Origin of the sequence: Bradyrhizobium sp. USDA 223, assembly GCF_044909005.1 — a bacterium.
Classification (GTDB): Bacteria; Pseudomonadota; Alphaproteobacteria; order Rhizobiales; family Xanthobacteraceae; genus Bradyrhizobium; species Bradyrhizobium yuanmingense.
Map to the genome: position 1 here is coordinate 6999449 of NZ_JBIYDR010000001.1, position 22958 is coordinate 7022406.

Sequence of the window (22958 nt, forward strand, 5' to 3'; positions counted from 1 at the left end):
TCTCTCCAAATTGACGATGATGGTGGGCACGCTTCGCTTTGCCCACCCTACGAGAGCTACGCCTTCGCAGCTTCCATCATAAATTTTCGCCATCCACCATACGCCGTGATGTCCCGCGCATCGCCCAGCACTTCCGGCTCGACGAGGAATCCCTTCACGCTGCGTCCGTCGGCGAGCCTGATTGTGCCGATCGCCATCGGCGCGGGGATCGCGTTGACGAACTTGCCGAAGGCGGACGACGACAGCGACCAGATCTCCAGCTCGATCGCCGCGCCCGTGCCGGTCTCGACGCGCAGCATGCCGGGCTTCGGCGGCGTCGTCTTGAGCGCATAGAGCTTGTAGTCGGGCGCGGTTTTCGTCGCCTCGACCAGCTTGCCATTCAGCGCGGTCAATTCCCCGTTCAGCGCCATGCCGGTGAGATGCGCGCCGACCACCGCAATCGGGATTTCATCGCCATTGCTTGCGGGCAGTGGCGCGAGCGGGGCCTGTGCCACACCCTTCGCGCCGACCGTCAGTTTGGTATCGGCATGGAACACCCGTCCGATGCTGGCCAGCAGCGCATCGCGCCCTGCGGGCGCCAGCAGCGTGATGCCGAACGGAATGCCGTCGCTGCGCATCGCAGCCGGCACGGCGAGGCCGCAGAGGTCGAGCAGGTTGACGAAATTGGTGTAGGTGCCGAGCCGGCTGTTGAGCTCGATCGGATTGGCCAGCACCTGCGCGGTCGTATAGGCCGTCGGCGCCGTCGGCAGCACCAGCGCATCGATGTTGGCGAACGTGCGCTCTGCGATCTTGCGCAGACCCTGCAGGCGGTAGAGCGCGGAGAAGGTTTCCGCGGCCGTGAGCCGCGCGCCGGCCGCGGTGATCTCGCGGGTAACGGGGTGGATCGCGTCAGGCGCGGACGCCAGCAGGTTCTTGATCACGAGGTAACGCTCGGCGACCCAGGGACCCTCATAGAGCAGCCGCGCCGTCTCATAGAACGGCTCGAGGTCGAACTCGACCAGCGTTGCCCCAAGCGCGGTCCATCGCTTCAGCGCATCGCTGTAGGCGGCTTCCGCTTTCTTGTCGCCGAAGAAGATCAGCTGGCCGTTGCGCGGCACACCCAGGCGCAGGTTTGCCGGCATCGGCGTGATGGCGCCGAGCGGCCGGTCGCGCGAGAATGGATCGGCTTGGTCTCCCCCGGCCATCACCGACAGCGCAAGCGCGGCATCGTCCACCGTCAGTGCGAACACCGAGATGCAGTCGAGCGTGCGGCAGGCCGGCACCAGGCCTGCGGTCGAGATCATGCCGAGGCTCGGCTTCAGCCCGACGATGTTGTTGAGCATCGCCGGCACGCGGCCCGAGCCGGCGGTATCCGTGCCGAGCGACAGCGGCACCAGCCCGGCGCCGACCGCGGTGGCCGAGCCCGAGCTCGAGCCGCCGGGAATGAGATCCTCGCGGATCGAATTCCTGGGGACGCCGTAGGGCGAGCGGACGCCGACGAGGCCGGTCGCGAACTGGTCGAGATTGGTCTTGCCGATGATGATCGCCCCGGCCACGCGCAGGCGCTCGACGGCGGTCGAGTCGTGCGTGGGCGTGTAGGAGAAAGCCGGGCAGGCGGCGGTGGTAGGGAAGCCCAGCGCGTCGATATTGTCCTTCACCGCGACCGGCACGCCGTAAAGCGGCAGGCTGGCAGCATCCGCCCGGGCCGCGAGCTTCTCCGCTTCCGCGATCGCGTCCTTCTCTTCGCGCAGGCTGATGAACACGGCGGGATCGTCGTAATCGCGGATGCGCCGATAGGTCCGCGCGACGGTCTCTGCCGGCGAAAGCCGGCCCGCGCGGTTCGCGGCCACAATCGCGGCGATCGTTTCAGGCTGCTCGGCCCCCATGGCGGCAAAACTCCGGCAATTCGTCTTCGCCCGGAGTGAAGCAAGCGATGTGCCATTGTGTACAGAATCCGGGCAGGATGATCGTGCCGGATCCTATCGTGCGATCAGTGGCTTGGGGGACATTTCGGCCGGCGCCCGGCCGGTCGCCCCAGTGACCTATCTGCCCAAATCATGGGCAGTCGGGATCAGGTGAAGCCGGAAAGGATCCGGAGCAGCTGTGCCCGGTTCTCCTTGCCGATCTTCGCCTCGACGTGCCGCTCGTGCTCGGCCGCGAGCCGCTTGAACTTCTCAAGCGCCGTCTCGCCCTGCGCAGTGAGGTGCAGCGCATGCGAACGCCGGTCCTGCTTCGACTTGATCCGCTTCACCAGCTTGCGCTGTTCGAGGCTGTCGAGCAGGTGCACCAGCCGGGCACGCTCGATGCCGAGGCGTTTTGCCACCGCCATCTGCGACAGGCCCGGATTGGCGCCGATCACGGTCAGCACCGAATATTGCGTCGGCCTGATGTCGACCTCGCCGAGCGTCTTGATGAAGTCCTGAAAGATCCAGATCTGGAAGCGCCGTACCGCATAGCCGGCATGGCCGACCAGCGCGTCGAGGCCAACGTCGTCGGCACCATCGCGTGGTGCTGCGCCGTTGCCGGCGCGCTTGCGCGGGGCGTGGCGGCCGTCGGCCCGGGATGCTGTGGCTGTCACATCGTGTCTCCTGTCGCGCAACCCTAGCGCCCTTGGGCCAAGGGCGCTAGATTGTTGTTGACGACAACAATTGGCGTGCCCAACATTATAGGCCAAAGCAGCCCGGAACGAGGCTGCGGCCGATCCTGTAAACCGGGATGGAGGAGGAAGCACATGACAGTCGCCTCACATGGTGAAGTTGCAGGCCTGTTCGCAACGCCAAGGACCGTCGCAGAGCATCGGCCCGACGGCAGCATCGTTCTGCGCTCGCCCGAGCCTCTCGGCGAGACTGCGCGCTGCACCGGCGATTGGCTGGAGCAATGGGCGCAGCAAAGGCCGGATGCGATCTTCCTGGCCGAGCGCGGCAATGTCGAAATGCCCTGGACCACCGTCACCTATGCGCAGGCGCTGCGGAAGGTGCGCGCCGCCGCGTCCTGGATCCTGGCGCAAGGGCTCAGCGCGGATCGCCCCGTCGCGATCCTCTCGGACAACAGCATCGATCATGCGCTGCTCGCGCTCGCCGCCCAGCATGTCGGCGTGCCCTCGGCGGCGATCTCGCCGGCCTATTCGCTGATGTCAAAAGATTTCGACAAGCTCAAGAGCATGATTGCGCTGCTCAATCCCGGCGCGATCTACGTCTCTGCGCTCCAGCCGTTCGCGCCAGCGCTGGCCGCCATCAAGCCGCTGCACAACGCACACATCATCAGCGGCAATACCGATGACACTGAGGTGCTCGCGTTCCACGCCATTGCGGCAACGCCCGAGTCGCCTGATGTCGCAAGAGCCTTCGCCGCGGTGACGCCTGATACGATCGCAAAATTCCTGTTCACCTCGGGCTCGACGGGCACGCCGAAAGCCGTCATCAACACCCAGCGCATGCTGACGTCGAGCCAGCAGGCCAAGGCGCAGACCTGGACCTTCCTCGAACGGAGCCGCGATCTCGTCATTCTCGATTGGCTGCCCTGGAGCCACACCTTCGGCGCCAACCACAATTTCAACCTCGTGCTGCGCAACGGCGGCGCGCTCTACATCGATGGCGGCAAGCCCGCGCCCGGTCTGTTCGCGACCTCGCTCGCCAACCTCAGAAGCGTGATGCCGACGGTCTATTTCAACGTGCCGCGCGGCTTCGACATGCTGATCGCGGCACTGCGCAGCGACGAGGAATTGCGCCGCCGCTTTTTCGGCGAGGTGAAATTCGCCTTCTATGCCGGGGCCGCGCTGCCGCAGAATCTGTGGGATGCTCTCGAAGAGCTCTCACTCGAGACGGTCGGCCGCAAGCTGCCGATGGTCTCGGCCTGGGGCTCGACGGAAACCTCACCGCTCGCCACCGACTGTCATTTCCTCGCCGAGCGCTCCGGCAACATCGGCGTGCCCATTCCCGGCACCGAGCTGAAGCTCGTCCCCTCCGGCGACAAGTTGGAGGTGCGGGTGCGCGGCCCCAACGTCACGCCCGGCTATTGGAAGGCACCGGAGCTGACCAGGCAAGCGTTCGACGAGGAGGGCTTTTACTTGATCGGAGATGCGGTGAAACTTGCCGATAGCGCGCGCCCCGAGCGCGGCCTGTTCTTCGACGGCCGCGTTGCCGAAGACTTCAAGCTCAATTCCGGCACATGGGTCAGCGTCGGCGGCTTGCGCGTTGCCGGCATCGCCGCGCTGGCGCCGCTGGCGCAGGACATCGTCGTCGCCGGTCACGGCGGCGACGAGGTGCGTTTCCTGGTGTTCCCGAACGTCGTGGCGTGCCGCGCCCATGCCGGTCTGCCCGAAACGGCGGCGGCCAGCGACGTGCTGGCGCACGACAAGGTCCGCAGCGCCATCGCGCAGGGTCTGGCGAAGCTGAAACAGCAGAGCGCCAACTCGTCCGGTCACGCCACCCGCGCGCTGCTGCTCGCCGAGCCACCGTCGGTCGACGGCGGCGAGATCACCGACAAAGGCTACATCAACCAGCGCGCCGTGCTGACGCGCCGCGCCGATGCGGTGGCGCGGCTGAACGATGATGCGTCGGGGGAGTGGATCGGATTGTAAGGCCGAGTTAGCGACGCCACATTCCGCTGTCATTCCGGGGCGCGCCTCTTGGCGCGAGCCCGGAATCTATTTCACCGCAAGGGTAGTGCACGATGGATTCCGGGTTCGCGCTAGGCGCGCCCGGGAATGACGAGTGGGATACCTCAGCAACCCTGCCGCATTATCTTGCCGATCTTTTGTTGCCTAAGCAACTAATTTGTGCGAACCCTTCTAGACAGAGATGACGGCGGGCGGAACCGCTGCGTCCGATCGTGGAGGAAACAATGCGCGGCAGGAATGGTGCCGTCGGCAAATGCCGACGCATGCCGGAAGACAAGGTGCTTCCGCGACGCGACGCGACGCGTCAGCTGTAGCTGCTGTCCGTCACGGCACCGAGGTTCTCGTGCAGCCGGCGCAAGAGATCGATCAGCACCTCGCGCTCGTCCTTGCTGAGGCAGGACAACAGCCGCCGCTCGCGTTCGAACGCAGCGACGATCACCTTGTCATGGGTGGCGCGGCCCCTTGCCGTCAACGAGATCGAGTGGGTGCGGCCGTCGTTCGGGTCGGTGCGGATCGACACCAGCCCGCGCTTTTCGAGGCCGGCAAGCGTCCGGCTCACCGGCCCCTTGTCGAAGCCGATGACGTGGCAGATGCGCAAGGCCGGGATGCCGGGTTCGATCGCCAGCAGCGACATGATCCGCCATTCGGTGACGTTGACGCCGAATTGCTTCTGATAGAACGCGGTCGCGCTGTTCGACAGCTTGTTGGCGATGAAGGTGATGAACGCCGGGACGTAACGGTCGAGATCGAGCGTCGGCCCCGCATCACTGGGTGCGGGCTTCTGGCGGGCTCTGGTCGAAGACGGCGGCATATCGGGTTTCTGACTCGCGGCGGGCCCAAAGACCTAAGGGCATGCGCCGCCCTTTCACAAGATCAAAATGAGGGAGGTCTTCCATGACCGCATTCGGTGCTGCGGGATCGGGCGTCCCGCATCTCGACGTCGACCCCTTCGACATGAGCTTTTTTGCCGACCCCTATCCGGCGCATGAGCTGCTGCGGGAAGCCGGCCCCGTGGTCTATCTCGACAAGTGGAACGTCTATGGCGTGGCGCGCTATGCCGAGGTCCACGCCGTCTTGAACGATCCCGCGACCTTCTGCTCCAGCCGCGGCGTCGGCCTTTCCGACTTCAAGAAGGAGGCGCCGTGGCGACCGCCGAGCCTGATCCTCGAGGCCGATCCGCCGGCGCACACCCGCACCCGCGCCGTCCTGTCAAAAGTGTTGTCGCCGACCGTGATGAAGCAGGTGCGCGACCGTTTTGCCGCGGCGGCGGAGGAACGGGTCGACGCGCTGCTCGACCGGCGCAGCTTCGACGCGATCACCGACCTTGCCGAGGCCTATCCGCTGTCGATCTTTCCCGATGCGCTGGGCCTGAAACCGGAAGGGCGCGAGCATCTGATTCCCTACGCAAGCGTGGTATTCAACGCGTTCGGCCCGCCCAACCAGCTGCGCCAGGAGGCGATTGAACGCTCGGCGCCCCATCAGGCCTATGTCGCCGAGCAGTGCCAGCGCGAGAACCTGGCACCCGGCGGCTTCGGCGCCTGCATTCATGCGCAGGTGGAAGAGGGCGCCATCACGGCCACTGAGGCGCCGCTCTTGGTGCGTTCGCTGCTGTCGGCCGGACTCGACACGACAGTCAACGGCATCGGCGCTGCGGTGTATTGCCTCGCGCGCTTTCCCGACCAATGGCAGCGACTGCGCGACGACCTCACGCTCGCGCGCGGTGCCTTCGAGGAGGCAGTGCGCTTCGAGAGCCCGGTGCAGACCTTCTTCCGCACCACCACCCGTGAGGTCGAGCTCTCCGGTGCGCGAATCGGTGAGGGCGAGAAGGTGCTGATGTTCCTTGCCGCCGCCAACCGCGATCCGCGGCGCTGGGATGCCCCCGACAGGTACGACATCACCCGCCGCACCTCCGGCCATGTCGGTTTCGGCTCCGGCATCCACATGTGCGTCGGCCAGCTCGTCGCCCGCCTCGAAGGCGAGGTGATGCTGACGGCGCTGGCGCGCCGCATCGCGAGAATCGAGATCACGGGCGAGCCGAAGCGCCGTTTCAACAACACGCTGCGCGGGCTCGACAGCCTGCCTGTGACGATCACCCCGGCCTGACGAGGAGCTTGATGCCTGCCATTACCTTCATCCATCCCGACGGCAAGTCCGATCGCGTCGAGACCGCGGGCGGTGAGAGCGCCATGCAGGCCGCGACCCGTCACGGCCTCGACGGCATTCTGGCCGAATGCGGCGGCAACGCGATGTGCGCGACCTGCCATGTCTATGTCGACGAGAGCTGGCTCGCGCGCCTGCCTGCGATGGCCGACGACGAGGATGCGCTGCTCGACGGCACCGCCGCTGAGCGGCGACCGACGAGCCGGCTGTCCTGTCAGATCACGATCACGCCCGATCTCGATGGGCTCGTCCTGAAGTTGCCAGAGCGGCAGGTCTGATCTGCCAAGCCGTCGGATCTTCGCAAAATATCAAACAGGGAGGGAATGATGAAACATCTGAAGTGGACGCTCGCGCTGGCTGCGAGCTTGGTGACCGGTGCGGCCAACGCCGAAATATCGGACAACGTCGTGCGCATCGGCGTGCTCAACGACATCTCCGGCATCTTCCAGGACACCAATGGCATGGGCTCGGTCGAGGCCGCGCGGATGGCGGCGGAGGATTTCAACGGCGGCGGCAAGGGCATCAAGGTCGAGATCGTCTATGCGGATCACCAGAACAAGGCCGATGTCGGCAACGCCATCGCGCGCAAATGGCTGGACGTCGAGGGCGTCGACGCGATCGTCGACGTGCCGAACTCGGCCGTCGGTCTTTCCATCAACGCGCTTCTGCGCGACAGCCGCATGACCTTCCTGGCGTCATCGACGGCGAGCTCGGATCTGACCGGCAAAGCGTGCTCGCCCAACACCATCCAATGGGTCAACGATGCCTGGGCGACCGGCAACACCACCGCAGCTGCCATGGTGTCGCGCGGCGGCAAGGACTGGTATTTCCTCACGGTCGATTACGCGCTCGGCAAGGGCATCGAGGCGGAGGCGCAGAAATACATCGAGGGTCACGGCGGCAAGGTGATCGGCTCGTCAAAGCATCCGCTCGGCACCTCCGATTTCGCGTCCTTCCTGCTGCAGGCGCAAAGCTCGAAGGCGCAGGTCATCGGGCTCGCCAATGCAGGCGGCGACACCATCAACGCGGTGAAGCAGGCCGCCGAATTCGGCATCCAGCAAAGCGGCCAGAAGCTCGTCGCCTTCCTGCTCTTCATCAACGACGTTCACGGCATGGGCATCAAGGTCGCGCAGGGCCTCCAGCTCATGGAAGCCTTCTACTGGGATATGAACGATGATACCCGCGCGTTCGCCAAGCGTTTTGCTGCACGGCCCGGCATGAACGGCAAGATGCCGAGCGGCAATCAGGCCGGAGTCTATGCTTCCACGCTCGCTTATCTCAACGCCGTCGCCGCCACCGGCAGCGACAATGCCAAGCAGGTCGTGCCCGAGATGAAGAAGTTCAAGGGCAAGGACAAGCTGTTCGGCGACACCGCGATCCGTCAGGACGGTCGTGTCGTGCATCCGATGTACCTGTTCGAGGTGAAGAAGCCGGAGGAGTCGAAATATCCGTACGACTATTACAGGCTGGTCTCGACCATTCCCGCCGATCAGGCGTTCCGCCCGCTGGCGGAAGGCGGATGTGAGCTGGTGAAGTAGCTATACAAGTGCGCAACTGCACCCTCTCCCCTTGTGGGGAGGGTGGCTTCGCGCCACCTTCTCCCACAAGGGGAGAAGGGAAGAGGGCCTACACCACCTTGCTCGACCCCTGCGTGATCAACCGCGCCGCGCGCTGGTCTCGCGCGTAGATCCAGAGCCAGCTCAGCGCGACGCTGAGACGATGGCGCAGGCCGATCAGGAAGTAGATGTGGGCGATGCCCCAGATCCACCACGCGATCGTGCCGCGCAGCTTGATCCTGCCGAAATCGATGATCGCGAGCCGCTTGCCGATCTGCGCGAGGTTGCCGGAATGCTTGTAGCGGAACGGGCCGGTCGCAGCACCGCGCAGGCGCGCTTTGATGGTCTCGGCGACATGGCGGCCCTGCTGCTTGGCGGCCGGCGCGATGCCGGGCACCGGCTTGCCGTCCCAGGCGTTGATGCTGACGGTATCCCCGATCGCGAAGATCTCGGGATGGCCTGGAATGGTGAGGTCGGCCTCGACCAGCACGCGCCCGGCACGATCGCTCGGCGCGCCGAGCCATTCGGCGGCGGGCGAGGCGCGCACGCCGGCGGCCCAGATCCGCGCCTTGGCCTCGAGCAGCTTGCCGCCGAACACGACGCCCTCGCGGTTGATCTCGGTGACGGCCTGCCCGAGCACGACCTCGACGCCGATCTTTTCCAGCGAGGCCTGCGCATAGGCCGAGAGCTCGTCGGGAAAGCCGGCGAGCACGCGCGGACCCGCCTCGATCAGCACGACGCGGGCCTTGTGCGTGTCGATGTTGCGGAAATCGGCGGGCAGGGTGTGATGCGCCATCTCGGCGATGGTGCCGGCGAGCTCGACGCCGGTCGGGCCGGCGCCGACGATCACGAAGGTCAGCCGCGCCGCGCGCCGCTTCGGATCGGTCTCGCGCTCAGCGCGCTCGAACGCCACCAGGATGTGCCGGCGCAAGGTGGTCGCATCCTCCAGCGTCTTCAGGCCGGGCGCGAACTGTTCCCATTCATCGTGGCCGAAATAGGCGTGCCGCGCGCCGGTGGCCAGCACCAGCGTGTCGTAGGGCACCTCGCTGCCGTCGTCGATCAGCACGCAGCGTCGCTCGGCATCGACGCCGCTCACGGCGGCGAACAGCGTCGTCACCTCGCGCCGGTCGCGCATGAGATGACGGATCGGCCAGGCGATCTCGCTGGTTGCGAGCGAGGCGGTCGCGACCTGGTAGAGCAGGGGCTGGAATAGATGATGATTGCGGCGGTCGATCAGCGTGATCTCGACGGGAGCGCCCGCAAGCCGGTAAGTCGCCTCCAGCCCGCCGAAGCCGGCGCCAACGATGACGACGCGATGGGGATTTGCGGCCATGATTTAACCCTCGAATCTCGCTGCTGCTCGCCTTCATTTAAGTGCGGATTGGGCGCCGCGGTCCAATAGAGGTCATCAATCGTCGCATAGGCCTGCTGTATCGATCCGGCGCGAAAAAGCGCCGCGGCCTCCCGGACCGGCCCTGGGCCGGCCTCGGCCGAAGTGAGTAGAATTATAATTCTTGCCATCTCCAATCGGGGCGAAATATGGTGCAGGGCGGGCGCTGAGCCATTGGCGGCGCGACAGATTTTGCGTTCAATAGAGACAGGCCTGGAGCGGCGATCACCCTGCTTCCAGGACCGATAATTAAGGAGGGAGTGTTATGAGGACGGCATTCTGGCTGGCGGGCGCAGCGGCGCTGGTGCTGGCAAATCAGGCATTCGCCGGAGACACCATCAAGATCGGCTTCGTCTCGACCTTCAGCGGCCCGACCGCCGTGATCGGCAACGACATGCGCAATTCGTTCGAGCTCGCGCTCGATCATCTCGGCCGCAAGATGGGCGGCAAGCCGGTGGAGGTGCTCTACGAGGACGACGGGCAGAAGCCCGACGTCGGCAAGCAGAAGACCGAGAAGCTGGTGCAGTCGGACAAGGTCGACTTCATCGTCGGCTATATCTGGTCGAACGTGCTGCTCGCCTCGCTCAAGACCGCGGTCGATTCGAAGACCTTCCTGATCTCGGCCAATGCCGGTCCGTCGCAGCTCGCGGGCGAGCTGTGCTCGCCTTACGTGTTCTCGACCTCCTGGCAGAACGACCAGACCCCGCAGGCGGTCGGCACCTATATGAACCAGAAGGGCGTCAAGTCGGTGTTCCTGATCGGCCCGAACTACGCCGCCGGCAAGGACATGCTGGCCGGCGTCAAGAGCACCTTCAAGGGACAGGTCGTGGGTGAGGAATACACGGTGTGGCCGAGCCAGCTCGACTTCTCCGCCGAGCTCTCCAAGGCGCGCGCCTCCGGCGCCGAGTCGATCTTCGTGTTCTACCCCGGTGCCGCCGGCGTGCAATTCCTCAATCAATATGCGCAGGCCGGACTGAAGAGCACGATGCCGCTCTACACCGCCTTCACCATCGACGAGCTCTCGCTGCCGCTCCAGAAGGAGAATGCGCTCGGGGTGCCCGGTGCGCAGCAATGGGTCAATGACCTCCCCAACGAGCAGAACAAGCGCTTCGTCGCCGACTACCGCAAGAAGTATCCCGGCCTGCGCCCGACCTTCTACGGTGCGCAATCCTATGACGCCGCGAACCTGATCAACAGCGCCGTCGTCGCCGTGAAGGGTGACACCTCCAAGAAGGACGAGATGAAGACCGAGATGGAGAAGGCCAACTTCAAGTCGGTGCGCGGCGCGTTCAAGTTCGGCAACAACCACATCCCGATCCAGAACTTCTACCTGCAGGACGTGGTCAAGGATTCCGAAGGCCAGCTCGCCCTGAAGACCGTCGCCACCATCGTCGAGAACGACCAGGATCGCTTCCACGAGAAGTGCAAGATGAAGTGAGATCTCTCCTCTCCCTCTCCCCGTTCTTACCGGGAGAGGGGTGGGGTGAGGGGCTCTCTCCCCGAGGACGGAGTTGCTCGAATTCCTCGCCAGTCCCACACCGTCATTGCGAGCGCGCAGCGAAGCAATCCAGAGTCTTTCCGCGGAGGGATTCTGGATTGCTTCGCTGCGCTCGCAATGACGTGTTGAGAGACCGTCGTCCCAGCGGATATGTGTCTCGCGGAGGCCGCTCACCCGCGCTACGCGCGTCGGCCTCTTCCCGCAGATTGGGAGAGGCGAAGACCTACACCCTCGGCATGTTTGCGGGGCGCACCTCGCGCGCTTGCGCTGCGAGCCTGATGCCGGCGTTGGCCGCGCCAAAACCCTGATAGTTCCTGCGCTCGACGATCTCGAAGAAGAAGCGCTCGTCGAAGATGTGGGTGTAGACCTGGAAGAACTCGCCGTCGCCCTCGCGGTCGTAGAGGATGTGGTTGGCGCGCAGCTGCGCCATCAGTTCGGGCGCAAGATCGTATTTGGCTTCGATGTCGTCGTAGTAATTGTCGGGGATGTCCAGGAAACCCGCGCCGCGCTGGCGCATCGCCGCGACGGTCGCAAAAATGTCCTGACACGCGAAGGCGACATGCTGTACGCCGGAGCCGAAGAACTCCGAGATGAAGCGCGCCGGCAGGGTGCGGTTGGCCGAGGAGCCGTTGAGCACGAAGCGCAGGCTTTGGTCGGCGTTGATGACGGCCTGGCTCTGCACGAGGCCCCTGGGGTCGGCGATCTCCATCTGCGGCAGGCGCTTCAGATCGAGAATGCCGGTGTAGAACAACAGCCAGGTCAGCATCTCGTCATAGGGCATCGACTGCGCGATGTGGTCGACCGCGAGCAGGGCATCGGCGCTTGAATCGCTTGCGACAGGCTCGAAATCGGTGTCCCAGTTCTTGCCGGCCTGGTCGAGAAAATAGAGCAGGCTGCCGCCGACGCCATGGATCGCGGGAATCTCGAGTTCACCCGGCCCGACCGGCTGGTAGAAGGTGCGCGCCTTCAGCGTCTCGGCGCGCTGCATGGCGCGGCCGGCAGCGTCGACGTCGAGCGCGATGGCGCAGACGCCGGGCCCGTGGGTGACATAGTGCGAATGCGCAAAGCCGTCGGTCTCGCAATTGACGACGAGCTCGACCTTGCCCTGCGACCAGCGCTCCACCGCCTTGCTGCGGTGCTGGCCGCTCTTGCGGAAGCCGAGCTGCGAGAACAGGCGGCCAAGCTCGGCGGCCTTGCTCTCGTTGACGGCAAATTCGATGAAGCCGGTGCCGCGGCTCTTCGCCTTCGGGGCCAGCGCCTTGCCGGCGAAATTCGGCCAGTCCGGTGCGAGCTGGTCCTCCAGCAGGATCAGCGAGCGCAGGCCGTCGACGGCGGTCTGTGCGGCCGAGCCGGCGCGGAACTGGTCGTTGAAGATTTCCAGCGACAGCGGTCCGGCATAGCCGGTCGCTGCGATCGCCGCCATGAACGCGCCGACCGGAAGGTCGCCCTGGCCGGGGAAGGAGCGGAAGTGCCGGCTCAATGACAGGATGTCGAGCTCGAGCCTTGGCGCGTCGGAGAGCTGCACCAGAAAGATCTTGTCGCCGGGGATCGAGGCCATGGCGCGGGTCGGAAAGCCAGGTGCCAGCGCATGAAAGCTGTCGAGGATGACGCCAATCGCGGGATGATCGGCGCGACGCACGATCTCCCAGGCGTCGCGATAATCGTTGACGTGGCGGCCCCAGGCCAGCGCCTCATAGCCGACGCGCAAACGACGTTTCGCGGCGCGCTCGCCGAGCTCGCGAAAATCGTCAGCCGCGCGGTCGATGCCGCCGAGCGCGGCGGGTGAGACGTTGGAGCAGATCAGCAAGAGATCGGTGCCGAGCTCCTGCATCAGATCGAACTTCCGCTCCGCGCGGGCGAAGTTGCGCGCGCGCTGCGGCTCCGGCATGCCCTCGAAATCGCGGAACGGCTGGAACGCACAGATATCGAGATTGAGGTCCGTGCACATCATCGCGATATCGCGTGGGCCGGCGCCGAACGACAGCAGGTCGTTCTCGAAGATTTCGACCGCATCGAAGCCCGCGGCGGCGATGGCGCGGAGCTTTTCGTCGAGGCTGCCTGAGAGGGAGACGGTGGCGATCGAGCGCTTGTTCATGCGGCCTGCTCCATAATCTGCCCCGGCGAGATCGTTTGCCCGGTACGCGCGGCCGCGCTGACGGCTTCGACGACGGCAAGCGTTCCCATTGCGTCCTTGACCGAGATCAGCGGCTGTTCGTGGCCGGCAATCATTGCGCAGAAATGCCGGAGCTGCTCGATCAGCGGATCGAACGCGGGCGGCGCGATGGTCGCGCGCGACAGCGGCGCGTACCAGCCGGGCTGCTCCATGTATGACCACAGCTCCATGTTCGGCACGGAGAGCGAACCCGCAGTCCCTGCGAAGATGTAGCAGGGCTGATCCTGCCTGGGATAGGCCGGGTTCTCGCCCGAGGAGAGCTCCCAGCTCCACGGCGCCGGCGTCGCATCCGACACGGTCACCGTGCCCAGCGCGCCGTTGGCAAAGCGCAGCAGCAGCGCGGCAGTATCCTCGACCGCGAAGCCGCGCACCTTGTTCGAGGTCAGCGCCTGCACCTCGACGATCTCACCGCAGATGAAGCGGAGATTGTCGATGTCGTGGATGAGATTGATCAGCAGTGGCCCGCCGCCTGCCTCGCGCCGCCAGGCGACTTCGAAATAATCGTCGGGCTTCTTGAGGAGCCACAGCCCGACCACGGCCGTGAGCTGGCCGAGCTTTCCGTTCGTCACGGCCTCGCGGGCCGACTTGATGATCGGATTGTGCCGCCGATGATGGCCGACCAGCATCGGCACGCCGGTGCGTCTCACCGCCGCGCACAGGCGTTGCGCGGTGGCAACCGTCTCGGTCACAGGCTTCTCGATCAGAGCCGGTATGCCGGATTCGGCGCAGTCGAGCGCCATCGGCAAGTGCAGCGTGTTGGGCGAGGCAATGATGAGGCCGTCGGGCCTCTCTTCTGCGAGCAGGGCACGATGGTCCGCATAGCAGGGCACGCCATGCGCCAGCGCATACTCCTTGGCGGCGGGCGAGGGGTCCGCGATGCCGGCAAGCACGCAATCCCCGGAGGACTCGATCAACTCGATATGCCGACGGCCGATCAGGCCGGCGCCGGCCACGGCGATCCGCATCTTCGCGCTCATGCCGCGCTCTCCTCCATGGCGCCGCCGAGGAAGAGCTGCCCGATGCGCGGATCGTTCAGAATGCGCCTGGCGTCATCGATCATGCGGGTCTGGCCAAGCTCGAGCACGATGCCGATGTCGGAGATCTCCAGCGCCGAGCGCGCGTTCTGCTCGATCATCAGGATGGTGACGCCGCGATCGCGCAAGCTCTTGAGAATATCGAAGGTCTGCTGCACCATCAGCGGCGACAGGCCGATCGAAGGCTCGTCGACCAGCACCAGCTTCGGCTCGAGCAGCAGCGAGCGGGCGATCTCGAGCTGCTTCTGCTCGCCGCCTGACAGCGTGGAGGCCTGCTGCGCGGACTTGCGCCGCAATGCCGGAAACAGGTCGAGCGCCGCCTCGATCCGTTTGGGCAGGTCGAGCCCCTTGTCGGCGGCGACGCCGCCGAGCTCGATATTGTGGCGCACCGACAGCTCGGGAAAGATGTTGCGGCCTTGCGGCACGTAGCAGATGCCGGCGTTGAGCAGCGCGCGCTGGCTCAGATTGGTGACGTCGCGGCCGGCGAAGCTGATCTTGCCTTCACGCAGCTTGAGCAGGCCGAAGATGGCCTTGAACACCGTCGATTTGCCGGCGCCGTTCGGACCGATGATCGTCGTGATCGTGGCTGAAGGAACGGCAAACGTCGTGCCGTTCAAGATCGTCATCTTGCCGTAGCCGCCGACGAGATTGTGGACTGAGAGAATGGGATCGCTCATTACGCGCTCCTAATGTCCGAGATAGGCTTCGATCACGGCGGGGTTCTTCCGCACCTCGTCGGGCCGGCCCATCGCCAGCACCTTGCCTTCCGCCATCACCATCACGCGCGAGCACAGCGACATCACGAACTCCATATTGTGCTCGATCACGACGAAGGTGGCGTTCTTCTCGCGGTTGATCGCGACCAGGCGCTCCTTGAGGTCCGCCAGCATCGACGGGTTGACGCCGCCGGCTGGCTCGTCGAGCAGCACCAGGCGCGAGCCCCCCATGAAGGCCATGGCGGCATCGAGCAGTTTTTGCTGACCATAGGACAGGCCCCCGGCCGGCTCGTCGGCGAGATGGTCGAGCTTGAAGAAGCCGATCATCTGGTTGGCGGCCTCGGTCAGCCCGGCATCGGAGCGGCCGACCAGGCGCGAGGCCATGTTGCCCTGGTGCTCCTGTCCGGCGAGGATCAGGTTCTCGCGCACCGAGAGCTTTGGGAACACCTGCAACAGCTGGAAGGTGCGGCTGACCCCGAGCTTGTTGAGCTCGGAGGGGCGCAGGCCCGTGACGACCTGTCCGTCGAGCTTGACTTCGCCGCCGGTCGGCGTGAGCTGGCCGAGGATGCAGTTGAACAATGTGGACTTGCCGCAGCCGTTCGGCCCGATCAGGCCGAGGATCTCGCCCTCGCGCACGTCGAACGAGACCCCGTTGACGGCGTGGATGCCGCCAAAGCTCTTCTTGATGTCGGTGACTTCGAGGACCGCACTCATTGTGCCGTCTCCAGGCGCGACTTTGCGACGGCGCGCAGCGCGGACGCCGCCTTGGTGCGGCGTTCGGCAAGATATCGGTCGAGGATTCCGAGAATGCCGGTCGGCGACCAGATCAGCAGCAGCATCACGGCCACCGCGTAGAGCATCAGGTAGTAGCCTTCCGTGAAGCGCAGCCATTCCGGCAGCAGCACCGCGATCATCGCGCCGAGGAAGGGGCCGAAATAGAAGCCGGCGCCGCCGACGATCACCATCAAGAGGAGGTCGAGCGAGAGCGACAGGTTGAACGGCACCGGATCGATATATTGCGTCAGCGGCGCATAGAGCGCTCCGGCGACGCCGCCGAGCGCCGAGCCGATCGCGAAGGCCATCAGCGTGTAGCGGCGGGTGTCGACGCCGAGGGATTGCGCGCGCAACGGATTCTCGCGCAACGCCATGAAGGCACGGCCCCAGGGCGAACGGATCAGCCACCACACCGCAAGCGAGACGATCGCGAGCGAGCCGAGGCAGACATAGTAGAACGGCAGCGGCTTGGCGGTCGCGATGCCGAAGATGTGCGGACGTGGGATGTTGGAGATGCCGTAGATGCCGCCGGTCAGCCAGCTCTCGTTGCGGAACACCAGGAAGGCGAGGGTGGAAAAGGCGAGGGTGACGAAGGCGAGGTAATGGTGCTGCACGCGCAGTGCGGGATAGCCGAGCACCCAGCCGATCGCAAAGCTCAAGACGATCGCCACCAGGATCGCCGCCGGCAGCGGCCAGCCATGTGTGGTCATGATCGCGGCGGCATAGGCGCCGATGCCGACGAAGGCGCCTTGCGCCAGCGAGACCTGGCCGGCATAGCCGAGCGTGAGGTTGAGCCCCATCGCGGCGATGCTCATCACCGCCCATTGGCTCAGGATGAACAGGCCGTAGCGGTTGAAGTTCATGGGGACGATGATCAGCGCGGCGATGACGGCAAGGCCGAGCGCGATCTTCAGGGGTTTGGCGATGCCGCTCATACGGTGCGCTCCTCGGCACGGCCGAGCAAGCCCTGCGGCCGGAACAGGATGACGGCGATCAGGAACATCATCGGCACGGCGGCGCGATACTGCGTCGAGACATAGGCCGCCGCGAGATTGTCGAGTACGCCGATCAGCAGGCCGCCGGCGATGGCGCCGCGCACCTGGTTGAAGCCGCCGACGATCGCGGCGATGAAGGCGGCTTGGCCCAGCACCTCGCCGGACGAGAATTTTGCGAGATAGATCGGCGTGATCAGCAGCGAGGCCAGCGCCACCAGGAAGGCGTTGATCAGAAAGGTCAGCAGGATCATGCGCTCGACCGGGACGCCGATGATGCGGGCCACCGTCGGGTTCTGCGCCGCCGCCTGCATCTGGTGGCCGAGCGAGGTACGGCTCAGCAGCGTGGTCAGGCCGAGAACGGCGAGGATGGCAACAGTGAGCACGCCGATGCTCTGCAGCGACACGGCATAGCCGAGGATGGAGATGTCGCCGGTCGGCACGATCGAGGGGAAGGGTGAAGCCTCCGCGCTGTAGAACTGCTTGACCGATTCCTTGATGCCGATCGCGAGCGCCATGGTCGCGATCGCCAGCGGTAGCACACCGTGACGCATCATCGGGTCCACCAGCAGCATCTTGAAGGCGAGCCCGAGCAGGATCAGCGAGAGCAGGATGCCGAGGATGATCGCGAGCCAGAACGGCGCGCCCACATGCATCGCGGCCAGCATCAGGAACGCCGGCAGCATCACGAACTCGCCTTGCGCGAAATTGATGGTCTGCGAGGTCTGCCACAGCAGCGTGAAGCCGACCGCGACCAGCGCGTAGATGGCGCCGGTGGCGAGTCCCGCGACCAGTAGATCGAATAGGTTGGACATGTTCCCCTCTTTCCTTCCCTCTCCCCGCTCTCTTTCCTCTCCCTCTCCCCGTACTTACGGGGAGAGGGTTGGGGTGAGGGGCTGTCTCCGCGTACTCGCTTGTCACCGTCGTCGCGGAAGCAGCCCCTCACCCCGCCCTCTCCCCGCGAAGTGGCGGGGAGAGGGAGATGAAGGATCTCTCCCCGCGAAGAGCGGGGCGAGGGAGAAGGGCCACGCTTCACTTCACCTTCGGCAGCACCTGCTTCACCACCTGCTTGCCTTCGACCACCTCGACCAGGAAGCTCTGGCGGTCGATGTCGCCGGTGTCGCTGAAGGTGACGTCCATCAGGATGCCCGGCTCGTCCGCGGCCTTGATGGTGAGGCCGTGCAGCGTGTCGGCGAACTTCTTCGGGTCGACCTTGCCCATCTTTTCCGTGGTGGCCTTCACCATGTAGACGGCGAGGTAGCCTTTCAGGCCGTTATGGTCGGGGACGTAATTGTACTTCTTGGAGAACTTCTCGCGGAACGCCTTGACCAGGTCGACCGGCGCGTCGGTGGTGAGGCCGACATGGCCGCGCGCGCCGTTGGCGGCATCGCCGGCAAGCTCGATCACCTTCTGGCCGATCAGCGTGGTCTCGCCCATTAGCGGCGCGGTGACGCCCTGGCGCTTCAGCTCTTTCAGGATGCGCGCGCTCTCTTCCTCGTTCAGGTAGACGAACACGGCGTCGGGATTGGCGGCCTTGATCTTGCCGACGTCGGCGGCGAAGTCGGCCTGGCCCGCTTCGGTGGAGAGATCGGCGACGACCTTGGAGCCGAGCCGGTCGAGCTCCTTGACCACGACGTCGCGGCCACCGCGGCCGAAATCGTTGTTGACCCAGACCACCGCAACGGTCTTCGCCTTCATCTCGTCGTGGATGTACTTTGCGACCTTCGGCATTGAGGATTGCTGGCCGAAGGAGGTGCGGAACAGGAACTTGTTACCGGTCTGCGTCAGCTCGGCGGCCTCGCCGCCCATGATCTGCGCGATGCCGGCTTCGGCCGCGAGCGGCGCGGTCACCTTCACCGAGCCGGAATAGCCGGGCCCGAGCAGCACATAGGGCTCGGCGTCGAGCGCCTTCTGCACCTGGGCGCGCGCCACCCCGGGGTTGGACTGCGAGTCGGCGTGGCTGACCTCGAGCTTGCGGCCGAGCACGCCGCCCTTGGCGTTGATCTCCTCGATCGCGAGGTCGATGCCGTTCTTCCAGTTCGTGCCGACGGTGGCACCGCCGCCCGAGAGCTCCGCGACGTTGGCGAGCTTGATGGCCTGGCCAAGGGCGCCCGTTGCGGTCATGACGGTGAGCAATGCGCCCACCACTAGCGTTGATTTCATCGTCCTCTCCTCCCGTTTCAAACCTTGCAAGCGGCCTTGTATCCGGCCGCTTCGCCTCAAGCTGCCTGATAGGCGGCACTGCGCGCTGCCATCACGGCGTCGAAAGCCTCTCCCATGATCTCGGTGCATGGGGCAAGGCCTGTGAACAATTCGAAGGCGTCGGCGGCCTGGTAGATCGCGAGGTCGCGGCCGGTCATGATCTTCGCGCCTTTGTCTCGCGCTGCGGCCAGCAGCGGCGTGATCAGCGGCGAATAGACGGCGTCGGCGACCCATAGGTCCGCCCTGAGCAGTCCCGCCGGCACCGGCGTGTCACGGTTCGGCAGCATGCCGACCGGCGTGCCGTTGACGAGACCGGTCGCACCCTCGAGCGCATCCTCGACGCTGGCGGCGATGCGTGCGCCGCGCGGGGCGAGCATGGCGGCCAGCTTCTCGGCGCGCGCCGGCTCGCTGTCGAAAATGCGGATGTCAGCCACCTCTCGGCTCGCCAGCGCAAACGCAATGGCCTTGCCGACGCCGCCGGCGCCGATCAGGGCGATGGCGTTGCCGGAGGGCGCCAGCAATGGCGTCACCGCCCGCGCGAAACCCGTGGTGTCGGTGTTGTGGCCGGTCAGCCGGCCGTCCCTGACGACGACGGTGTTGACCGCGCCCATGCTGGCTGCGCCCGGCGCCAGCGCGTCGAGCAGCGGCGCCACCGCTTCCTTGTAAGGATAGGTGACATTGACGCCGGCAAAGCCGAGCCGCCGGACACCCTCGAGCATCATGCGCAGCCCGGCCGCATCGGCCCCGGCGACCTCGATAAGCTGGTAATGGCCGCGCAGGCCGAGCGCCTCGGCGGCGCGCTCATGCATGGCGGGCGAGGCGGAATGCGCGATCGGGGCGCCGATCAGGCCGATGAGGAGCTTCTTGCTGGCGGCGTATCCGCGTTTCGACATGGTTCGCTATCGTCTCAAAGGGAGCGTCCGGCCCCGGCCATTAGCGGGGAAATCCGTGCAATTCCAGCTGCGACGATAGCCTTTCTCCCGCCTAACACAATTACCCTTTTATCTGGCAAACCTAACATCATGTTATTTCTTCCGCCCGCGGGCAGGGGCGGTCTTGCCACTGCCGCGGGACGGCTCGACCGCGCGCATCTCGGTGCGCAGAGATTCGATGAAGTACTCCGCATGCAGCGACAACGGCGTGCCGCGCTTGACTGCGATGTAGGTGTCGAACCGCGTCGGCTCGGCGATCTTCAGAAGCTCGATGCCGGGATAGCCGCCATGGGCGACGGTGAACTGGTCGATGATGGCGATGCCGAGCCCCGCCTTCACCAGCGCGCAGACGGTGGTGCCGAAGCGCGCGCGGATCGTGATGTTGTAGTCGAGCCGGTGGCGCGCGAAGATCCCGGCCATGATCCGCCCGTAGGGATCGTTGGGATCGATGCCGATCAGCGGATAGCGCGTGATCTCGGCGGCGGAGACCTGCTTGCGGCCGGAGAGCTCGTGGCCCGGCGGCACGATGCAATAGAGCTCGCCCGAAGCGAGCGGCATGAAGTCGAGCCCGGAATGCTCGAGCCGATAGCTCATCGCCACGCACTCGCCGCGGCCGAGCATCAGGTAGTCGATGGCCTCCTCGAGCTTGAGGATGTTGATGTCGATGCCGAGATCGGGATAGCGGCGGCGGACGCGCTCGATCGCACGCGGCACCATCACCTGCGAGATGCTCGGCACCGAGCCGATGCGCAGCTCCGACAGGCCGCCGCGGCCGATCTTGGAGATGATCTCGGAGAGGTCGTCGACCTTCTTGTAGACGCCGTTGATCTGCTCAAAAATGTTCTCGGCTTCCGGCGTCGGGAAGTAGCGCCCGTTCTGGCGCTGGAAGAAGCGGATGCCGAGCGACCGCTCGGTGTATTTGACGAGACGGCTGATCCCCGGCGCCGAGACGTTGAGCAGCTTCGCCGCACCGCCGATGGTGCCCGTCACCATCACGGCACGGATCACTTCGACCTGGCGCAGCGTCATCATGGCCTTGAACTGTCCCTGGCATCGACAAGAGATCGCGGCGGCGATCATCTCACGAGAGATGCGCTGTCATCCAGCGGCAAGTGTGCGCCGATGTGGCCGGAGGCGCGCTGCCTTACCCTCCCCTGGAGGGGCAGGGCAATCGCATATGAGAGTGATATCGCTTGTGGCCATCCTTCGAGACGCCCGCCGTTGGCGGGCCCTCAGGATGAGGACCGAGTGTGGCGCTAGTTTCAGCGGGCTCCGATGCCGCTTAGCCTCATCCTGAGGAGGCGCCTAAGCGCCGTCTCGAAGGACGAGGCGCGCGCTCAGCTCGCGCAAAGAGCCATATGTAATAGGCTGGCTGCGAGGAGGGCTATCGCATTTGCACCCTCACCAGAGGTCGTCATGCCCGGGCTTGTCCCGGGCATCCACGTTCTTTGTGCTGCGTGGCAAGGCGTGGATGGCCGGGACAAGCCCGGCCATGACGATGTGGAGACTTTCGTGCCCGAAGGTGTACTGCTCATATGCGATAGCCCTGCCTGGAGGGGGAGGGTCGATCGCGCGCAGCGCGAGCGGGGTGGGGTGACAGTCTATCCATTGAAGCGGTGCCCGAGTGGAGAGATCACCCCACCCCGTCACGCAACGCTTCGCTCGACCGCGTGCCGACCTTCCCCCTCCAGGGGAGGGTAAGGGCGCAGCAGGCGTTACGGATAATGGCGGAGTAATTTCGCAGTCAGAGTGTTTCGACTAAAATCCGCGCGGTCAGATGGAGAGGCGCTCTCGTGGCGCGATCTGTTGCTTCGGCTGTTGCAACGGCGTTCTAGCTCGCCGGCCCTTCCGGCGACACGCTCTCGGCCAGCTCCGCGCGCTCGCTCTGCAGCACCTCGCGCGCAAACTCGATGATCTTCTGCTTGTTCGACGTTTCGCGGACGGCAAAAAACACGCGGTTCAATTCCAGGCCGAGCACGCTGTTGAGGGCGATGTCCTCGTCTTCCATCGTTGGTTTCCCGCTTCGACGGTCTCAGGTGTATCGTGGCGTCAATTCTGCCACAAGTAGTTAAATGTTCAGAGCGGATGAGCACCGGGAAACTACGGCCACAGCGAATTGAGGCAGTCTGCGAATACGTGCTATACGAAAGCGGCGAGGGTCAGGAAACGTACGATGTCCGCCGTAGACTATGGCCGGGAGGCGCTCGACTTCATTGAAGGCCTGCAGACCTACCGCAAGGTACCAGAGGCCATGAATGCGCTCGAAGCGGCGTTCGGTCGCTTCGGCTTCGAAACCATCATCGTGACGGGGTTGCCCAATCCCGATCAGCAGTTTGCACAGATGGTGCTCGCCAAGCGCTGGCCCGCGGGGTGGTTCAGCCTCTACACCGAGAACAATTACGATCGGTTCGATCCCGTGGTGCGGTTGTGCCGTCAGTCGGTCAATCCGTTCGAGTGGTCGGAAGCGCCCTATGATGCGGAACTCGAGCCGAATGCGGCCGAGGTGATGAACCGCGCCAGCGAGTTCCGCATGTCGCGCGGCTTCATCGTGCCGATCCACGGGCTCACCGGCTACGAGGCTGCGGTCTCGCTCGGCGGTGTCCATCTCGACCTCAACGCCCGCAGCAAGCCGGCGCTGCATCTGATGGCGATGTATGGCTTCGACCACATTCGCCGTCTGCTCGAGCCGATGCCGCATCCGTCGACGCGCCTCACGCCGCGCGAGCGCGAGGTGATCGCCTGGGCTTCGCAGGGGAAGTCGGCCTGGGAAATCGGCGAGATCCTGCACATCACCCAGCGCACCGCCGAAGAGCATCTTGCAACTGCCGCGCGCAAGCTCGGCGCCGTCAACCGTACGCATGCGGTCGCGCTGGCGATTCGGAACAAGATCATCGCTCCGTAAGCCGCCTTACTGGGAAATTTCCCAATACCGAA

General features: G+C 65.2%; 20 protein-coding genes. 6 read left to right on the forward strand and 14 right to left on the reverse strand.

Features of this window, described 5'->3' with window-relative positions; translation table 11 throughout:
* Positions 1-56 precede the first annotated feature (56 nt).
* Both atzF and ABIA40_RS32535 read right to left on the reverse strand, forming a co-directional pair.
* A complete protein-coding gene (atzF, locus tag ABIA40_RS32530; protein WP_404545361.1) occupies positions 57-1865 on the reverse strand; it encodes an allophanate hydrolase in 1809 nt (602 codons plus the stop codon).
* A gap of 185 nt (positions 1866-2050) precedes the next feature.
* Complete coding sequence (locus ABIA40_RS32535) at positions 2051-2557, reverse strand: MarR family winged helix-turn-helix transcriptional regulator (protein WP_338122808.1); 507 nt, start codon at positions 2555-2557, stop codon at positions 2051-2053.
* Between the two features lie 153 nt (positions 2558-2710).
* Between ABIA40_RS32535 and ABIA40_RS32540 the strand changes: the two genes are divergently transcribed.
* Entirely contained in the window at positions 2711-4558 is a 1848-nt protein-coding gene (locus tag ABIA40_RS32540) for a feruloyl-CoA synthase (RefSeq protein WP_404545362.1), read from the forward strand.
* Between the two features lie 343 nt (positions 4559-4901).
* Here the strand turns inward: ABIA40_RS32540 and ABIA40_RS32545 are convergent, their stop codons facing one another.
* Positions 4902-5408, reverse strand: coding sequence for a MarR family winged helix-turn-helix transcriptional regulator (locus ABIA40_RS32545; protein ID WP_404545363.1), 507 nt, complete (start codon positions 5406-5408; stop codon positions 4902-4904).
* Between the two features lie 83 nt (positions 5409-5491).
* On the opposite strand from ABIA40_RS32545, the gene ABIA40_RS32550 reads away from it, so the two are divergent.
* The 3 genes from ABIA40_RS32550 to ABIA40_RS32560 are packed head-to-tail and all read left to right on the forward strand — an operon-like array spanning position 5492 to position 8295.
* Complete coding sequence (locus tag ABIA40_RS32550; protein WP_404545364.1) at positions 5492-6700, forward strand: cytochrome P450; 1209 nt, start codon at positions 5492-5494, stop codon at positions 6698-6700.
* An 11-nt stretch (positions 6701-6711) separates the two neighbouring features.
* A complete protein-coding gene (locus ABIA40_RS32555; RefSeq protein ID WP_057028474.1) occupies positions 6712-7035 on the forward strand; it encodes a 2Fe-2S iron-sulfur cluster-binding protein in 324 nt (107 codons plus the stop codon).
* Positions 7036-7083: 48 nt separating this feature from the next.
* Positions 7084-8295, forward strand: a complete 1212-nt coding sequence (locus ABIA40_RS32560; protein WP_404545365.1) for an ABC transporter substrate-binding protein — start codon at positions 7084-7086, stop codon at positions 8293-8295.
* Positions 8296-8383: 88 nt separating this feature from the next.
* Here ABIA40_RS32560 and ABIA40_RS32565 read toward each other — a convergent pair whose 3' ends face one another.
* The gene (locus ABIA40_RS32565) at positions 8384-9646 is read right to left on the reverse strand and encodes an NAD(P)/FAD-dependent oxidoreductase (RefSeq protein WP_404545367.1); all 1263 of its coding nucleotides are present in this window, start codon (positions 9644-9646) and stop codon (positions 8384-8386) included.
* A 322-nt stretch (positions 9647-9968) separates the two neighbouring features.
* Between ABIA40_RS32565 and ABIA40_RS32570 the strand changes: the two genes are divergently transcribed.
* Complete coding sequence (locus ABIA40_RS32570) at positions 9969-11141, forward strand: ABC transporter substrate-binding protein (protein WP_404545369.1); 1173 nt, start codon at positions 9969-9971, stop codon at positions 11139-11141.
* Between the two features lie 283 nt (positions 11142-11424).
* Here the strand turns inward: ABIA40_RS32570 and ABIA40_RS32575 are convergent, their stop codons facing one another.
* From ABIA40_RS32575 to ABIA40_RS32620, 10 genes are all read right to left on the reverse strand, one after another.
* Positions 11425-13296: a bifunctional sugar phosphate isomerase/epimerase/4-hydroxyphenylpyruvate dioxygenase family protein gene (locus ABIA40_RS32575; protein ID WP_404545371.1), complete on the reverse strand. Its 1872-nt coding sequence runs from the start codon at positions 13294-13296 to the stop codon at positions 11425-11427.
* The gene (locus tag ABIA40_RS32580) at positions 13293-14351 is read right to left on the reverse strand and encodes a Gfo/Idh/MocA family protein (protein WP_404545373.1); all 1059 of its coding nucleotides are present in this window, start codon (positions 14349-14351) and stop codon (positions 13293-13295) included. The genes ABIA40_RS32575 and ABIA40_RS32580 overlap by 4 nt, the downstream gene beginning before the upstream one ends.
* Positions 14348-15085, reverse strand: a complete 738-nt coding sequence (locus ABIA40_RS32585; RefSeq protein WP_404545375.1) for an ABC transporter ATP-binding protein — start codon at positions 15083-15085, stop codon at positions 14348-14350. The genes ABIA40_RS32580 and ABIA40_RS32585 overlap by 4 nt, the downstream gene beginning before the upstream one ends.
* Positions 15086-15094: 9 nt before the next feature.
* On the reverse strand, positions 15095-15838 hold the full coding sequence (locus ABIA40_RS32590) for an ABC transporter ATP-binding protein (protein ID WP_036001814.1): 744 nt from the start codon (positions 15836-15838) through the stop codon (positions 15095-15097).
* Positions 15835-16833 carry a branched-chain amino acid ABC transporter permease gene (locus ABIA40_RS32595; RefSeq protein WP_404545377.1) on the reverse strand — a complete coding sequence of 333 codons (999 nt, stop codon included), beginning with the start codon at positions 16831-16833 and terminating at the stop codon, positions 15835-15837. The genes ABIA40_RS32590 and ABIA40_RS32595 overlap by 4 nt, the downstream gene beginning before the upstream one ends.
* Positions 16830-17705: a branched-chain amino acid ABC transporter permease gene (locus ABIA40_RS32600; RefSeq protein ID WP_271546399.1), complete on the reverse strand. Its 876-nt coding sequence runs from the start codon at positions 17703-17705 to the stop codon at positions 16830-16832. Before ABIA40_RS32600 ends, ABIA40_RS32595 begins: the two co-directional genes overlap by 4 nt.
* A 217-nt stretch (positions 17706-17922) precedes the next feature.
* Positions 17923-19053 carry an ABC transporter substrate-binding protein gene (locus tag ABIA40_RS32605; protein WP_275501396.1) on the reverse strand — a complete coding sequence of 377 codons (1131 nt, stop codon included), beginning with the start codon at positions 19051-19053 and terminating at the stop codon, positions 17923-17925.
* 56 nt (positions 19054-19109) lie between these two features.
* A complete protein-coding gene (locus tag ABIA40_RS32610; protein ID WP_404545380.1) occupies positions 19110-19985 on the reverse strand; it encodes a shikimate dehydrogenase in 876 nt (291 codons plus the stop codon).
* Between the two features lie 132 nt (positions 19986-20117).
* Positions 20118-21056 carry a LysR family transcriptional regulator gene (locus ABIA40_RS32615; protein WP_036042797.1) on the reverse strand — a complete coding sequence of 313 codons (939 nt, stop codon included), beginning with the start codon at positions 21054-21056 and terminating at the stop codon, positions 20118-20120.
* Between the two features lie 799 nt (positions 21057-21855).
* Positions 21856-22032 carry a hypothetical protein gene (locus tag ABIA40_RS32620; RefSeq protein ID WP_157286587.1) on the reverse strand — a complete coding sequence of 59 codons (177 nt, stop codon included), beginning with the start codon at positions 22030-22032 and terminating at the stop codon, positions 21856-21858.
* A gap of 165 nt (positions 22033-22197) precedes the next feature.
* Here ABIA40_RS32620 and ABIA40_RS32625 point away from each other — a divergent pair, with 165 nt between their 5' ends.
* Positions 22198-22926: a LuxR family transcriptional regulator gene (locus ABIA40_RS32625; RefSeq protein WP_157286586.1), complete on the forward strand. Its 729-nt coding sequence runs from the start codon at positions 22198-22200 to the stop codon at positions 22924-22926.
* Positions 22927-22958 lie beyond the last annotated feature (32 nt).